The organism is Streptomyces sp. Alt3 (assembly GCF_030719215.1).
GTDB classification, from domain to species: domain Bacteria; phylum Actinomycetota; class Actinomycetes; order Streptomycetales; family Streptomycetaceae; genus Streptomyces; species Streptomyces glycanivorans.
Genome location: NZ_CP120983.1, coordinates 6,272,053 through 6,286,933 on the forward strand (window position 1 = coordinate 6,272,053; position 14,881 = coordinate 6,286,933).

11 protein-coding genes and 1 tRNA gene are annotated in these 14,881 nt (G+C 69.4%); 7 read left to right on the forward strand and 5 right to left on the reverse strand.

Annotation, left to right across the window (positions count from 1 at the left end):
* Positions 1–78: 78 nt before the first annotated feature.
* Positions 79–1,149 (reverse strand): ankyrin repeat domain-containing protein, encoded by a 1,071-nt coding sequence (locus P8A20_RS27665; RefSeq protein ID WP_306104422.1) that lies wholly within the window; start codon positions 1,147–1,149, stop codon positions 79–81.
* Between the two features lie 38 nt (positions 1,150–1,187).
* The gene (locus P8A20_RS27670) at positions 1,188–2,096 is read right to left on the reverse strand and encodes a hypothetical protein (protein WP_306104423.1); all 909 of its coding nucleotides are present in this window, start codon (positions 2,094–2,096) and stop codon (positions 1,188–1,190) included.
* A gap of 259 nt (positions 2,097–2,355) precedes the next feature.
* Here P8A20_RS27670 and P8A20_RS27675 point away from each other — a divergent pair, with 259 nt between their 5' ends.
* The 5 genes from P8A20_RS27675 to P8A20_RS27695 all read left to right on the forward strand — a co-directional run bounded on the left by P8A20_RS27675 (position 2,356) and on the right by P8A20_RS27695 (position 9,506).
* Entirely contained in the window at positions 2,356–3,132 is a 777-nt protein-coding gene (locus P8A20_RS27675) for a S1 family peptidase (protein ID WP_306104424.1), read from the forward strand.
* Positions 3,133–3,251: 119 nt separating this feature from the next.
* Complete coding sequence (locus tag P8A20_RS27680) at positions 3,252–3,575, forward strand: chorismate mutase (protein WP_014156824.1); 324 nt, start codon at positions 3,252–3,254, stop codon at positions 3,573–3,575.
* A gap of 240 nt (positions 3,576–3,815) precedes the next feature.
* On the forward strand, positions 3,816–6,407 hold the full coding sequence (pepN, locus tag P8A20_RS27685) for an aminopeptidase N (RefSeq protein WP_306104425.1): 2,592 nt from the start codon (positions 3,816–3,818) through the stop codon (positions 6,405–6,407).
* A gap of 271 nt (positions 6,408–6,678) precedes the next feature.
* Positions 6,679–8,079: a pyridoxal phosphate-dependent decarboxylase family protein gene (locus P8A20_RS27690; RefSeq protein ID WP_306104426.1), complete on the forward strand. Its 1,401-nt coding sequence runs from the start codon at positions 6,679–6,681 to the stop codon at positions 8,077–8,079.
* Positions 8,076–9,506 (forward strand): lysine N(6)-hydroxylase/L-ornithine N(5)-oxygenase family protein, encoded by a 1,431-nt coding sequence (locus P8A20_RS27695; RefSeq protein ID WP_306104427.1) that lies wholly within the window; start codon positions 8,076–8,078, stop codon positions 9,504–9,506. Before P8A20_RS27690 ends, P8A20_RS27695 begins: the two co-directional genes overlap by 4 nt.
* 92 nt (positions 9,507–9,598) lie before the next feature.
* On the opposite strand, the gene P8A20_RS27700 is transcribed toward P8A20_RS27695, so the two are convergent.
* On the reverse strand, positions 9,599–11,410 hold the full coding sequence (locus P8A20_RS27700) for a bifunctional metallophosphatase/5'-nucleotidase (protein WP_306104428.1): 1,812 nt from the start codon (positions 11,408–11,410) through the stop codon (positions 9,599–9,601).
* Positions 11,411–11,669: 259 nt separating this feature from the next.
* Between P8A20_RS27700 and pyk the strand changes: the two genes are divergently transcribed.
* Positions 11,670–13,103: a pyruvate kinase gene (gene pyk / locus P8A20_RS27705; RefSeq protein WP_306104429.1), complete on the forward strand. Its 1,434-nt coding sequence runs from the start codon at positions 11,670–11,672 to the stop codon at positions 13,101–13,103.
* A 6-nt stretch (positions 13,104–13,109) separates the two neighbouring features.
* Here pyk and P8A20_RS27710 read toward each other — a convergent pair whose 3' ends face one another.
* Positions 13,110–13,886, reverse strand: coding sequence for a helix-turn-helix domain-containing protein (locus tag P8A20_RS27710; protein ID WP_306104430.1), 777 nt, complete (start codon positions 13,884–13,886; stop codon positions 13,110–13,112).
* A 109-nt stretch (positions 13,887–13,995) separates the two neighbouring features.
* Positions 13,996–14,070: transfer RNA gene (locus tag P8A20_RS27715), tRNA-Leu, on the reverse strand.
* 98 nt (positions 14,071–14,168) lie between these two features.
* Here P8A20_RS27715 and P8A20_RS27720 point away from each other — a divergent pair.
* Complete coding sequence (locus P8A20_RS27720) at positions 14,169–14,825, forward strand: ANTAR domain-containing response regulator (RefSeq protein ID WP_147962923.1); 657 nt, start codon at positions 14,169–14,171, stop codon at positions 14,823–14,825.
* Positions 14,826–14,881 lie beyond the last annotated feature (56 nt).

A 14,881-nucleotide genomic window follows, 5' to 3' on the forward strand; every position in this document is an offset into this window, starting at 1 on the left:
GGGCGGGCCCCGCGCCCGTTCTCACTCCCCGCGCCCGTTCTCACTCCCCGCGCCCGTTCTCACTCCCCGCGCCCGTTCTCACTCCCCGGGCGCGGCCTCGTACCCGGCGAGCGCCCGCTCCGCCGCGCCGGCCGGTACCGGGTCCGCGGACCGGGCCAGTTCCCGCAGCAACGGAACGGCCCGCCCGGCGAACGGCCTGCCGCCGGTGTGGAATCCGAGCCGCGCCAGCACGTCCGCCCCGAACGCCCGCAGCAGAGCGTCCCCCGCCGCGGCCCACGCGGCCGCCGCCTGGAACGTCTCCTCGTCACCGCGCAGCCAGAGGACCCCGACCGCCTCCAGCCAGTTGTCCAGCCCGGGGCCCCCGCCCCGCAGCGCCCGGACGGCCAGTTCCTCGAACGGGGTCCGCACACCCAGCTCGTGCTCCAGGAGCGTCGCGATCGCCCCGTGTCCCGTCTGCAGGTCCTGGCCCGCGAAGGGCTCCCCGTCCCGCAGCAGTTCGACCGTGACGGTCACCCCGCCGTCCACCCGCTCACGGCGCACCGTGCTCGCGTGCTCCCCGTCCCCGTACATGCGCCGCAGCACGTCCCGGAGTTCCCGTTCGGCATCCGAGGCGAGCATGCGCCTGGCCTCCTCCAGGGCGGGGGACAGACTCCCGGCGCCGTGCCGGAGCAGGGCCCGCACGGTGCGGACCGATCCCCGCCGGGCCGAGACCACCAGCGGGACCTCGCCCCGCGGGCCGGGCCGGTCCGGGTCGGCGCCGTGGTCCAGCAGGACCTCCGCGACCCCTGCGTGACCGAGGCCCGCCGCCCAGCGCAACGCGGTGAAACCGAACTCCTCCCTCAGGTCCGGATCCGCCCCGGCGGACAGGAGCGCCCCGACGACCTCCGTGTGGCCCCCGCACGCAGCCCCGCACAGCGGCAGGTCGCCCGCCTCCGGGCCGCTGGCCCGGTCCGGGTCCGCGCCCGCGGCCAGGAGCAGACGGACCGCGCCGGGCAGGTCCTGCACACAGGCCAGATAGAGCGCGGTCGTCCCCTCCTCGTCGCGCGACTCGGGGGACGCGCCCGCGCGGAGCGCCCGTACGACGGCGTTCTCGTCGTCGTACAGCGCCTCGAAGAGGCTCGTCGCGCCTCCCACCGGACCGTTCGTCATACATCGACCCTACGGCCGGCCCGGTGCGAACCGGCTTCTCAGGTGTCGCAGTCCAGGACGGTGCGGCACAGCCCGCACCGGGCCCGCGTCCGGCCCCGGACCGGAACCCGGACGCGCTGGTGGCAGGTGGGACAGGAGAAGGAGACCCGCAGCCCGTCCGCCCCGCCCTCGAAGGCGTACGGAAGGGACGGGTCCGGGGCCGGGCACGGGTGATCGGCGGCGTGACGGCGGTCCTTCGCGTAACGGCGTCTGCCCGCCCACCCCGCAGCCGTCAGCGGCGGCCGCTGCAGGTCGCGCAGCGCCTCGGCCCGGCCCCTGGTGTACGCCGTGTACGCCTGGGGGCTGGTGAACCACACGGACGGGTCCTCACCGAAGACCAGCGCCCGCTTGGCGAGTACGTACCCGAACTCCTCGGGCGTGAGATAGCCGAGCTTCTGACTGGAGACCGCGTCCTGGCGGAAGGCGTCCAGCAGGAGCCAGCCCGCGCCGAGGTAGGCCGTCACCGTGTCCGTGAGGATCTCGTTGTCGCGGGTGCCGGGGAGCTCCAGCCCCAGCCGGTGCAGCAGCACATGGGTGATCTCGTGGGCCAGCGCTGCTCCGATGTCCCTGCGGTGCGTGCGGAACCGGTCGTTGAGCTCGATGAAGTACTCGGGCCCGGCGGTGAGTTCGACACTCGCGGCGTGTTCCATCCGCCGGAACCCGACGACGACACGGGCCTGCGGCAGGCGCAGGTGCCTGACCAGGGCTCCGGCCACCCTCTGGGAACCGAGGTACAGGTCGTCCACGTCGGAGAAGGCGGCGTCGGCCGGGGCGAGGCTCGCGGCGTAGGCGAGCACCCCGTCGGGGGAGACGCGCCGGTAGAGCGCGGTGATCGCGGACCTGACCGCGTCGAGGTGCGGGAACCCGTGGACGACCGGGCCGCCGTCGCTGTCACTGCCGTCGCTCACGGCCGAACCCCCATCAATGGCGCTCAACGGACCTTCACTCTAGGCCGGTCCGAACGGAACCGGCCGACGCGCGGGACACCGATCTTGGCCGGAATCCCCGCCTTGTGACAGCGGTGATCGCTTCCCGATAATCGGATCCTCCTTGTCGAGGACATGTCGAGAAGTGGTTCGGCGTGCGCCCTGACCAGGACGAGCACCCCCCGCACGCCTGCAGCACCACCCCCCTTCCCGACCCCCCACACGAAAGCAGGCCACCCTCGTGAAGCAGCTTCTGCGCGCAGTCAAGAGATGCTCAGTCATCGCCGCCGTGGCACTCGCCACCCTCAGCCTCCAGCCCGCGAACGCCTCCGCGGCCCCCGCACCCGTCGTCGGCGGCACCCGTGCCGTCCAGGGTGAATTCCCCTTCATGGTCCGGCTCTCCATGGGCTGCGGCGGTGCCCTCTACAGCCAGACCGTCGTGCTCACCGCCGCCCACTGCGTCAGCGGATCCGGCAACAACACCTCCATCACCGCCACCGCCGGAGCTGTCGACCTCCAGTCGTCCTCCGCAGTCAAGGTCCGCTCCACCAAGGTCCTCCAGGCCCCCGGCTACAACGGCGTCGGCAAGGACTGGGCACTCATCAAACTCGCCCAGCCCATCAACCAGCCCACCCTGAAGATCGCCACCACCACCGCCTACGACAGCGGAACCTTCACCGTCGCCGGCTGGGGCGCCGCCACCGAGGGCGGCGGCCAGCAGCGCTACCTCCTCAAGGCGAACGTGCCCTTCGTCTCCGACGCCACCTGCCAGCAGGCCTACGGCAGCGACCTCGTGCCCAGCCAGGAGATATGCGCCGGATACGTCAGCGCCGGCGGCGTCGACACATGCCAGGGCGACTCCGGCGGCCCCATGTTCCGCAAGGACAACGCCGGAGCCTGGATCCAGGTCGGCATCGTCAGCTGGGGCGAAGGCTGCGCACGCCCCGGCTACCCCGGCGTCTACACCCAGGTGTCGACGTTCGCCTCCGCCATAGCCTCGGCGGCCTCGACCCTCTGAACCCCGCCCCACCCCGCCCCACCCCCGGGGGTGCCCGACCTGACGGGCGCCCCCGGGCCGCGACCGGCGGCACCCCGCCGTGGCTCACCCCGCGACCCGTACGTCTAAGCTCGCTGACCATGACCACGAGCGACATCGACGAGTACGCCACCGCCGAGCTGAACCGGCTGCGCGAAAGCATCGACAACATCGACGCCGCAGTCGTCCACATGCTCGCCGAGCGCTTCAAGGCCACCCAGCAGGTGGGCCACCTCAAGGCCGCCCACCACCTGCCGCCCGCCGACCCCGCCCGCGAGGCCCGCCAGATCGCGCGGCTGCGACAGCTCGCCGAGAGCGCCCGGCTGGACCCCGCCTTCGCCGAGAAACTGCTGAACTTCATCGTCGCCGAGGTCATCCGCCACCACGAGCGCATCGCCGAGGAAACCACGGGCCCCGACGCCTGACCCCGCCGGCGGCAGGCTCCGGCCCGCCGCCCGGGCGCATCGGTCCCGCGCCCCGCCGCCTTGGCCCGCGCCCCGCCGCCCGCGCCGGCACACCCGCGGGACTGCCGGCCGCCCGGGCCCGCACCCGCGGGAACGCCGGCCGGCCCGCCCGCACACCCGCGGGAACGTTCCACCGCGCCGCCGTCAGCCCTGCGAGAACCCCACTGCACAGCCCCGGACCCGTACGGCAGCATGGGCGCCATGTCCGTACTGACGCGCAACGAAGCGCAGACCCGCGCCCAGCTCCTCGACGTACACCGGTACACCGTCGACCTCGACCTCACCACGGGCGAGGAAACCTTCGACTCCAGGACCGCCATCCGGTTCACCGCCCGCACGGCCGGAGACACCTTCGTCGAGATCAAGCCGGAAACCCTGCGCTCCCTCAGCCTCGACGGACAGCCGCTGGACCCCGAACGCCTCGACGGAAACCGCTACCCCCTGGACCGCCTCACCGCCGGCCCCCACGAACTCACCGTCGACGCCACCATGCGCTACTCCCGCACAGGCGAAGGCATGCACCGCTTCACCGACCCCGCCGACGGCGAGACCTACCTCTACACCCAGCTCTTCATGGAGGACGTCCAGCGCGTCTTCGCCGCCTTCGACCAGCCCGACCTCAAGTCCGTCTTCGACCTCACCGTCACCGCGCCCACCGGCTGGACCGTCCTCGGCAACGGCACCAGCACCCAGGCCACCGACGGACGCTGGAACATCGCCCCCACCCCACCCATCTCCACCTACCTCGTCGCCGTCGCCGCAGGCCCCTGGCACTCCGTCACCACCCGGCACGCCGGAATCCCCTTCGCCATCCACTGCCGCCGCTCCCTCGCCCCACACCTCGACGCCGACGCCGACGAGATCCTCGGCATCACCCGCGCCTGCTACGACCGCTACCACGAGAAGTTCGACGAGCCCTACCCCTTCGACTCCTACGACCAGGCCTTCGTCCCCGAATTCAACGCCGGCGCCATGGAGAACCCCGGACTCGTCACCTTCCGCGACGAATTCGTCTACCGCTCCGCCGTCACCGACACCGAACGCCAGACCCGCGCCATGGTCATCGCCCACGAAATGGCCCACATGTGGTTCGGCGACCTCGTCACCCTCACCTGGTGGGACGACATCTGGCTCAACGAGTCCTTCGCCGAGTACATGGGCTACCAGACCCTCACCGAAGCCACCCTTCCCCAAGCTCTCAACTCCGGTCGAGCACGGGAGACCCCATTCCCCGACACCTGGGTCGAATTCGGTGTCTCCCGCAAGGGCTGGGGCTACGACGCCGACCAACGGCCCAGCACCCACCCCGTCGCCCCCGACCCCGACGCGGTCCCCGACACCGCCTCGGCCCTCCTCAACTTCGACGGCATCTCCTACGCCAAGGGCGCCTCCGCACTCCGCCAACTCGTCGCCTGGCTCGGCGAGAAGGACTTCCTCGCCGGAATCAACACCCACTTCGCCCGCCACAAATTCGCCAACGCCACCCTCGCCGACTTCATCGACAACCTCGCCACCGCCACCGACCGCGACGTCCACACCTGGGCCGACGCCTGGCTCCGCACCACCGGCGCCGACACCCTCACCGCACACGTCGAGAACTCCGGCCACAACTGGAACCTCACCGTCGACCGCGCAGGCAACCGCCCCCACCGCATCACCGTCGGCACCTACGACCACAGCCTCGACACCCACACCGGCGCCGACCAGCTCACCCTCCGAAACCGCTTCGACATCGACATCCCCCAGGACGGCACCCCCACCACCCAGCCCGGCCGCCGCCCCGACCTCGTCGTCCTCAACGACCACGACCTCACCTACGCCAAGATCCGCCTCGACCCCGACTCCTGGGACACCGCCCTCACCCACCTCTCCGGCATCCCCGACCCCCTCACCCGCGCCCTCATCTGGAACACCGCCCGCGACATGGTCCGCGACGGCGAACTCCACCCCAGCATCCACCTCACCGCCGCCCGCACCCACCTCCCCTACGAGAGCGACCTCGCCCTCGTACAAGGCGTCCTCGGCTTCGCCGCCACCCAGATCGCCGACCGCTACCTCAAGCCCCAGGACCGGCCCACCGCCCTCGCCACCCTCACCTCCCTCTGCCGCGACCTCCTGCGCCGCACCGAAGGACTCACCGCCAAGGACTGGGAACAGGGACCGGACACCACCACCCCCGGCAGCCCCGACCCCGGCCTCCGCCTCATCGCCGTACGCCACTTCATCGACGCGGCCGCCCAGCCCGACGCCATCCAGGACTGGCTCCGCGAAGGCACCGTCCCCGGCGGGCCCGAACTCGACGCCGAACTCCGCTGGCGCATCCTCACCCGCCTCGCCGTCCTCGGCGCCACCGACGAGACCGCCATCGCCCACGAACTCGACAAGGACCCCAGCGCCACCGGACAGGAAGGCGCCGCCCGCTGCCGCGCCGCCCTCCCCACCGCCGAAGCCAAAACAGCCGCCTGGCAGGCGATGTTCACCGACGACACCCTGTCCAACTACCTCTTCACCGCCACCGCACAGGGCTTCTGGCAGCCCGAACAGAGCGAACTCCTCAACCCCTACGTCGCCCGCTACTACCCCGACGCCATCGCACTCGCCGCACGCCGAGGCCCCGCCATCGCCGAAGCCGCCGGACGCCACGCCTTCCCCACCCACGCCATCGACCCCGACAGCATCCGCCTCGGCGAACAGGCCCTCACCGACCCCGCGCTCACCCCCGCCCTGCGCCGCAAACTCACCGACCAGCTCGACGACATCCGCCGCGCCCTCGCCGTCCGCGACGCCCACTGAGCGGAAGCCCGCTCACGACGGGCGCCACCCACCGAGCGAGCAACACCAGCCGCACGCACCAGCCCTGACCGTGCCCGGCCCCCTGACGAAAGGGGCCGGGCACAGCCATGCGAACAACGAACGCTTATACCAGCCCCACGGCCCCCACCGCCGCCATACCGCACCGCAGTACCCCTTTCGGGTTCAGATCGTTGGGCTCTTCGGCCGCCTCCTCCGCAAACCGGAAAAGCTGGCAAGACCGCCCCCGCGTACCCGAAGGACCACATCACCCATGCCCACCCCGCCCCTCGCCGGAGGCACAGCAGGCCCCGCCCACCTGCGCCCCCTCATCGACACCGTCCTCACCGCACTCCACGACGGCGCCACCCGCCGCAACGGCCCACTCCCCGCCGGCGGCCCCGACACCGTCACCCAACACCTCCACCGCACCACCGGCCCCCTCATCCCCGACCACGGCACCGGCGCCCACCACGCCCTCCGCACCCTCGTCACCGCACTCGCCGAAGGCGCCGCCGACCCCGCACACCCCCACTGCGCCGCCCACCTCCACACCCCACCCCTCGCCCTCGCCGCAGCAGCCGACCTCGCCGCCTCCGCCCTCAACCCCTCCATGGACTCCTGGGACCAGGCCCCCGCCGCCTCCGCCCTCGAAACCGCCCTCACCACCGCACTCGCCACCGAGATCTACCCCCACACCCCACAACCCGACGCCCTCATCACCACCGGCGGCACCGAAGCCAACCAACTCGCACTCCTCCTCGCCCGCGAACGCCACGGCCCCGTCCAGACCATCTGCGCCGCCAACGCCCACCACAGCATCACCCGCGCCGCCTGGCTCCTCGGCCTGCCCCGCCCCGTCGTCATCCCCGCCCCCACCGGCGTCATGGACCTCACCGCACTCCGCGACGCCCTCCTCCACAACGACGGCCCCCTCCTCGTCACCGCCACCGCAGGCACCACCGACACCGGCCAGATCGACCCCCTCACCGACATCGCCGACCTCACCACCACCCACGGCGCCGAACTCCACATCGACGCCGCATACGGCGGACCCCTCCTCTTCAGCCCCACCCACCGCCACGCCCTACGCAGCCTCCACCGCGCCCACAGCGTCACCCTCGACCTCCACAAACTCGGCTGGCAACCCGCATCCGCCGGCATCCTCGCCGTCCCCCACCACCACCACCTCGACGTCCTCCACCACCACGCCCCCTACCTCAACGCCGACGACGACACCGACGCCGGACTCCCCGACCTCCTCGGCCGCTCCCTCCGCACCACCCGACGCCCCGACGCCCTCAAGATCGCCGTCACCCTCCAGGCACTCGGCCGCGACGGACTCGCCGACCTCGTCGACCGCACCATCACCACCGCCCACCACCTCGCCGACCTCATCGACGCCCACCCCACCCTCGAACTCCACGACCGCCCCACCATCAGCACCGTCCTCTTCCGCCCCACCCACACCGACGACACCACCGTCGCCACCATCCGCCGCACCCTCCTCGACCGCGGACAAGCCGTCCTCGGCCGCGCCCGCACCGACGACGGCCTCTGGCTCAAAGCCACCCTCCTCAACCCCCACACCACCCCCGACGACCTCCGAGCCCTCCTCACCCTCGTCACCCACGCCCACACCGGCGCCACCAAGGAAGGCAGCACCCCCCGATGACCGACCGGACCACCCCCGAAGGCGACCGGCCCCACGACCTCATCGGCATCGGCCTCGGCCCCTTCAACCTCTCCCTCGCCGCACTCGCCCACGGCATCCCCACCACCTCCCACACCCCCCTCACCACGGCCTTCTACGAACAACGCCCCGCCTTCCACTGGCACCCCGGCCTCCTCATCGACGGCGCCACCCTCCAGGTCCCCTTCCTCGCCGACCTCACCACCCTCGCCGACCCCACCAGCCCCTGGACCTTCCTCAACTACCTCCGCACCCGCGAACGCCTCTACCCCTTCTACTTCGCCGAGCAATTCCACATCCACCGAGCCGAATACGACGCCTACTGCCGCTGGGTCAGCGAACAACTCCCCACCATCCACTTCGACCACCACGTCGACGCCGTCCACTGGAACCCCGCCCACGCCCACTACGAAGTCGACTGGACCCACCTCGGCCCCGACGGCGAAGCCCGGTCACAAGGCCACACCCACACCCGCCACATCGCCCTCGGAGTCGGCACCGCACCCTTCATCCCCGAACCCCTGCGCCCCCTCGCAGAAGCCCCCGGCATCCCCGTCATCCACTCCGCCGACTACCTCCACCACCGCGAAGAACTCCTGAAGGCCGACCACATCACCGTCATCGGCTCCGGCCAGTCGGGCGCCGAAATCTTCCTCGACCTCCTCCGCGCCCGCCCCCGCGGCATCGAGAAGATCCACTGGCTCGCCCGCACCCAGGCCTTCGCACCCATGGAGTACTCAAAACTCGGCCTCGAACACTTCACCCCCGACTACACCCACTACTTCCACGCACTCCCCGAGCACGTACGCGACAACCTCGTCCCCCAGCAATGGCAACTCCACAAAGGCATCGACACCGACACCATCTCCGCCATCCACGACGAGCTCTACCGACGCACCCTCCACGGCGGATGGCCCGACGCCACCCTCACCCCAGGAGTCGGCGTCCGCACCGCAGGCCGACTCTCCGGCAGCGGCAACCGCATCGAACTCCACCTCGAACACACCCAGCAGGCCACCCGCAGCCGCCTCACCACCGACGCCGTCGTCCTCGCCACCGGCTACCGCGAACGCCCCCTCGACACCCTCCTCACCGGGATCGCCCCCCACATCCGCCGCGACACCCAAGGACGCCCCCGCATCCACACCGACTTCCGCCTCGACCTCGACCCCGCCCTCACCGGCAACATCTACGTACAGAACGCCGAACGCCACACCCACGGAGTCGGCGCCCCCGACCTCGGACTCGCCGCCTGGCGCAGCGCCACCATCCTCAACAACCTCACCGGCACCACGCCCTACCCCCTCCCACAACGCACCGCATTCACCACCTTCGGCCTCACCCCCCACACCACCCCCGCCATCCCCGGCCAAGGCCCCACACTGACCCCACTCGCACAAGGCCACTGACCCCCCTCGCACAAGGCCACTGAACACACGAAGGCGGCCGCCCTCCCGAAGGAGAACGGCCGCCCCACACCGACCGACAAGCCGGAAACCGGTCAGAACACCGGCACACCGTCCCGCGTCAGACGCCAGTCCACCGAAGCGAACTCCGCCGGATCCACCGAACCCTTCGCCTGAACCCACCCGATGATCGTGTTCCGGATCTCATCCGAATTCGCCCACAACTGCTTCGCACCCGGCACATGCGGGAAGTTACCGCCACCGCTCGCCCGGTAGTTGTTCACCGCGAACACGAACTGCGCCGCCGGATCCACCGGCGCCCCCTCGAACGACAACCCCACGATCCGCGAACCGGCCGGCTTCGCGATATCGACGTCGTACGTCACACCCGACACCACGTCGTAGTTGTAATCCGGAATACCATCCGCGTTCGTCAGCTTCGACGTGTCCACCGGCGCCCCCGCAGCCGTCTGCACGTAGTACCTCGCCGAGAACTCCAGATAGTCCTTCAACTGAGCTCCCGTCAGAAGCCGCGCCTCCAGCGTGTTCTCGAACGGATACAGCCCCGCCGCATCCTTGATCGTCACCTCACCCGCAGGAATCGCCGCCGTACGCGAGAAACACGCCGCCTGCGACAGCACCGGCAACGCCGCGTACTCCCCACCCGCCAGCGCCTCCTTCACCGTCTCCGCCTGCACCAGATTGATCAGATCGATGACCGGCTCGTCCTTCCACGGCGCATCCGCCGTCGACATCGCCGCCACCGACGTACCGATCACCTGGTTCACATACGCCACCACCTCCCGGTGCTCAGCACCCAGCAACGACGTGATCCGCGGGTCCTCCTCCACCGTGTTCGAGTTCAGCACCGAAGCGCCGACCTTCTCGACCACCCAGCGACCCTTCTCCCACACCAGATCGAAGTCGAACAGCGTCAGCCGCTGCCCCCACTTCAACGGCTCCGAGAGAACGACCTGCTTCCCCGTCTTCTTGTTCGTCACGAAGTACTCGGGAATCTCCGAATGCGCGTGACCCACCAGAATCGCGTCGATCCCCGGCACCTGCTCCGCCACCAGACCCGCCGCGTTCTCGACGTACGGCAACTGGTCACCGTACGACGACGTACCGGACGACCCCGAATGCGCCGAAACGATCACCACGTCCGCACCCATCGAACGAAGCTTCGGCACCCACTTCGCCGCCTGCTCCTCAAGACCCGGGAACACCATCTTCCCGCCCACGTTCGCCTTGTCCCAGATCGCGATACCCGGATTCGTCAGACCCAGCACCGCCACCCGCACATCACGACCGTGCGGCGTACGCAACCGCTTGATCACATACGGCGCGAAAGCCGGCCGCAACGTCTTCGCGTCCAGCGCATTCGCACCCAGCAGCGGGAAATCACACTGCTCCTCGAATTTCCGCAACACCGGAATCCCGTAATTGAACTCATGATTCCCGAGCGCCGCCGCGTCATAGCCGATCTTGTTCATCGCCTGCGCCATCGGATGCACCGGACCACGCTTCGCCGTGATCGGATCGATCTTCGCGTAGTAGTACGACAACTGGGTGCCCTGGATCGTGTCACCCGCGTCGATCAGCAGCGTGTTCCGCCGCCCACGGTCCTCACGGATCTGGTTCACCAGCGTCGAGATCTTCGCCAGACCGACGTCGTTGTTCGCCTTGTCGTCGAACTCCTTGTCCGTGAAGTAGTCCCAGTTGAAGACGTTCCCGTGCAGGTCCGTCGTCCCCATCACCGTGAACGAGTACCGCTTCGGTGGACGCCCGTGGCCGTGGCCCTTCGACTCCGAGGCCACCGCCTGCCCCGCCCCGACCCCACCGGCCAGCGCCACACCCGCACCGGCCACGGCCGAACGGCCCAGAAACGTCCTACGGTTCAACGGCATCCTTGACTCCTCGTTCGTACGAACAACGCGCGTAGATTCTGGCCCAGCCCACCCCACCCGCAACACCCCAAGCAGGTTTCGATCTGGTGACCGGCAGCCACCGCCCACCCCGCCACCACACCCGCCCACCACCCGGCGCACGCTCATCGGAGCGCGCCGCCGCACAATTCAACAGTTAGCAATAACCCTTAACCCAAAGGCCGTTGCACAGTCATGCAGAGACAAATACCTACCCACAGGTAAGGTCTAGGCTCGAACCATGCGCCGAGCAAAAATCGTTTGTACCCTGGGACCCTCAACCGACACGTACGAGCAGATCAAGGCACTCGTCGAAGCGGGAATGGACATCGCCCGCCTCAACCTCAGCCACGGCACCTACGCCGAACACGAAGAGCGCTACCACCACGTACGCAAAGCCTCCGAAGAAACAGGCCGCAGCGTAGGAATCCTCGCCGACCTTCAAGGCCCGAAGATCCGCCTCGGCCGCTTCGCCGAAGGCCCCGTACTCCTTGAACGCGGCGACGACTTCACCATCACCGTCGAACCCATGGAAGGCGACCGCCACACCTGCGGCACCACCTACGACGGGCTCGCCGCCGACGTCACCACCGGCGAACGCATCCTCATCGACGACGGCCGCGTCACCCTCGAAGTCACCGACGTCGACGGACCCCGCGTCCACACCACCGTCATCGAAGGCGGCATGGTCTCCGACCACAAGGGACTCAACCTCCCCGGCGTCGCCGTCTCCGTCCCCGCACTCTCCGAGAAGGACATCCAGGACCTCCGCTGGGCCCTGCGCACCGGCGCCGACGTCATCGCCCTCTCCTTCGTACGCACCGGACGCGACATCGACGACGTCCACCGCATCATGGACGAGGAGGAACGCCGCCTCCCCGTCATCGCCAAGGTCGAGAAGCCCCAGGCCGTCGACAACATCGACGACATCGTCGCCGCCTTCGACGGCATCATGGTCGCCCGCGGCGACCTCGGCGTCGAAATGCCCCTGGAGCAGGTCCCGATCGTCCAGAAGCGCGCGATCAAGCTCGCCAGGCGCAACGCCAAGCCGGTCATCGTCGCCACCCAGATGCTCGACTCGATGATCGACAACTCCCGCCCCACCCGCGCCGAGGCGTCCGACGTCGCCAACGCCGTCATCGACGGCACGGACGCCGTGATGCTCTCCGGCGAGACCAGCGTCGGCAAGTACCCCGTCGAGACCGTCCGCACCATGGCCCGCATCGTCGAGGCGGCCGAGGAGGACATCCTCGCCAAGGGCCTCCCGCCCCTCACCGACCGCAACAAGCCCCGCACCCAGGGCGGCGCGGTCGCCCGCGCGGCAGCCGAGATGGGCGACTTCCTCGGCGCGAAGTTCCTCGTGGCCTTCACCCAGAGCGGCGACACGGTCAAGCGCCTCTCCCGCTACCGCTCCCCGATCCCGCTCCTCGCCTTCACCCCGGACCAGGCGACGCGCGCGCAGCTGAACCTGACGTGGGGCGTCGAGACGTTCCTCGGGCCGCACGTGGACTCGACGGACGCGATGGTGGCGCAGGTGGACGAGGAACTGCTGCGGATCGGCCGCTGCCGGAAGGGCGACATCGTGGTCATCACGGCCGGTTCCCCGCCCGGAGTCGCCGGCTCGACGAACCTGGTACGGGTGCACCACATCGGCGAGGACGACAGCCCGGAGTAACGGTCGTCAGTACTTCGGCCCGACGTGAGCGTCCATGAGAGCCACGGACGCCCGTCGGGCTACGGAGATGTTCCACGGGTCGCTGCCCCGGGCGAGGGTGGTCCACTCAACGCCTACGGCGGTGAGCGTGTCGCTGAAGAGCTTGCGGATGTCGTCGGACTTGTTGGTGAAGAAGTACCTGGGGTACTCGTAGCGCTTGCGCTCCCCACCGACAAGGCGAGTGGTCCAGTTGATGACCCGGCAGCCGTCGGAGTGGATGAGACCGCGGATGAAATCCCACGGGTGGGTGTCCACGATCTGCTGTTGCCATGTTTCGAGGGCGATCTTGCGCTCGTGCTTCTTTCCAGGGCCGTGCTGAGGGAAAAAGCAGGGCCAATGCTTGCTGAAGCTTGTGACGTACTGGCAGCCCTGACTCTGCACTCGGCAGACCTTGTTGACCAGCCGTGCGCGTTGTACAGCCTTGACGCAGGCGTCGATGAGCCCCGGCCATGCGTCGGCGCACGCGATGCGCAGGGAGTAGACGCCCCGCTTGGCGGCGCTGACGCAGCCGTCGCCGAGATAGAGGCCGAGCAGGTACGAGTATGCGGCGGGGTCGTCCGGGAGTCTCGGGGTATCGCTGCACCGAGGGCATTCGGCACCCGGCTTATGGCCGAGGGGCTCTATTCGTTGCAGCCAGGAACGGATAGCAGCTCGGGAGATTCCGGTCTGCTTGCTGACAGAGTTCTGGCTGAAGCCCTGGGCTACTAGCGCCAAAGCGCGCTTGCGCGTATCAAGGTCGTACACAGTGGCGATCTTCGTTCGGTCGCACAGGCTGTGGCTTGGGGAGCGCGGTTCTTCACACGTTCATGTGAAGTTTCGCCGTTCCGCTTAATCCTTGGAATCGAAGGAAAAGTGCCCCAGGTGGGATTCGAACCCACACTGTCCGCTGTTTGAGAGCGGCCTCTCTAACCAGTTGGAGTACTGGGGCCTTGGAAAGGAAGGACATCTCCTGCCCTGCGTAGTGTCACCATATCGTAGCTAGGTAGGCTCGTGGGAGCTGTACCTGCCCTGGATCAAGGAGCCCCCGTGACCACCCCCGAGTCGCCCCAGCCCGTAGACGCCGCCGACGACGACAAGTCGCACGTCCCGCCGCTGACGACCCGCGTCGTCATCGCCGAGGACGAGGCACTCATCCGCCTCGACCTCAAGGAGATGCTGGAGGAGGAGGGCTACTCGGTCGTCGGTGAGGCCGGGGACGGGCAGCAGGCCGTCGAGCTGGCGCGGGAGCACCGGCCGGACCTGGTGATCCTCGACGTGAAGATGCCGGTCCTCGACGGGATCTCCGCCGCCGAGAAGATCACCGAGGAGTCCATCGCGCCTGTCCTGATGCTGACGGCGTTCTCTCAGCGCGACCTGGTCGAGCGGGCCCGGGACGCCGGGGCGATGGCGTACCTGGTGAAGCCGTTCAGCAAGAGCGACGTGGTCCCGGCCATCGAGATGGCCGTGTCCCGGTTCGCGGAGCTGAAGGCGCTGGAGAACGAGATCGCGGACCTGTCGCAGCGGCTGGAGACCCGGAAGCTGGTGGACCGGGCGAAGAGCATCCTGCAGACGGATTACGGGCTCTCCGAGCCGGCCGCGTTCCGCTGGATCCAGAAGACGTCGATGGACCGCCGGATGTCGATGCAGCAGCTGGCCGAGGCGTTGATCGAGGACGCCGAGGAGAAGAAGAAGGCTGCCGAGTAGTCGCGTACGGAGAAGGGCCCGTCCCCGGAACGTTCCGGGGACGGGCCCTTCCCATG

Bases quoted from the DNA above. Each gene is read 5' to 3' on its own strand.
- P8A20_RS27700 (WP_306104428.1), bottom strand. From the start codon at position 11,410: ATGCCGTTGAACCGTAGGACGTTTCTGGGCCGTTCGGCCGTGGCCGGT.
- P8A20_RS27695 (WP_306104427.1), top strand. From the start codon at position 8,076: ATGACCGACCGGACCACCCCCGAAGGCGACCGGCCCCACGACCTCATC.
- pepN (WP_306104425.1), top strand. From the start codon at position 3,816: ATGTCCGTACTGACGCGCAACGAAGCGCAGACCCGCGCCCAGCTCCTC.
- P8A20_RS27680 (WP_014156824.1), top strand. From the start codon at position 3,252: ATGACCACGAGCGACATCGACGAGTACGCCACCGCCGAGCTGAACCGG.
- pyk (WP_306104429.1), top strand. From the start codon at position 11,670: ATGCGCCGAGCAAAAATCGTTTGTACCCTGGGACCCTCAACCGACACG.
- P8A20_RS27690 (WP_306104426.1), top strand. From the start codon at position 6,679: ATGCCCACCCCGCCCCTCGCCGGAGGCACAGCAGGCCCCGCCCACCTG.
- P8A20_RS27665 (WP_306104422.1), bottom strand. From the start codon at position 1,149: ATGACGAACGGTCCGGTGGGAGGCGCGACGAGCCTCTTCGAGGCGCTG.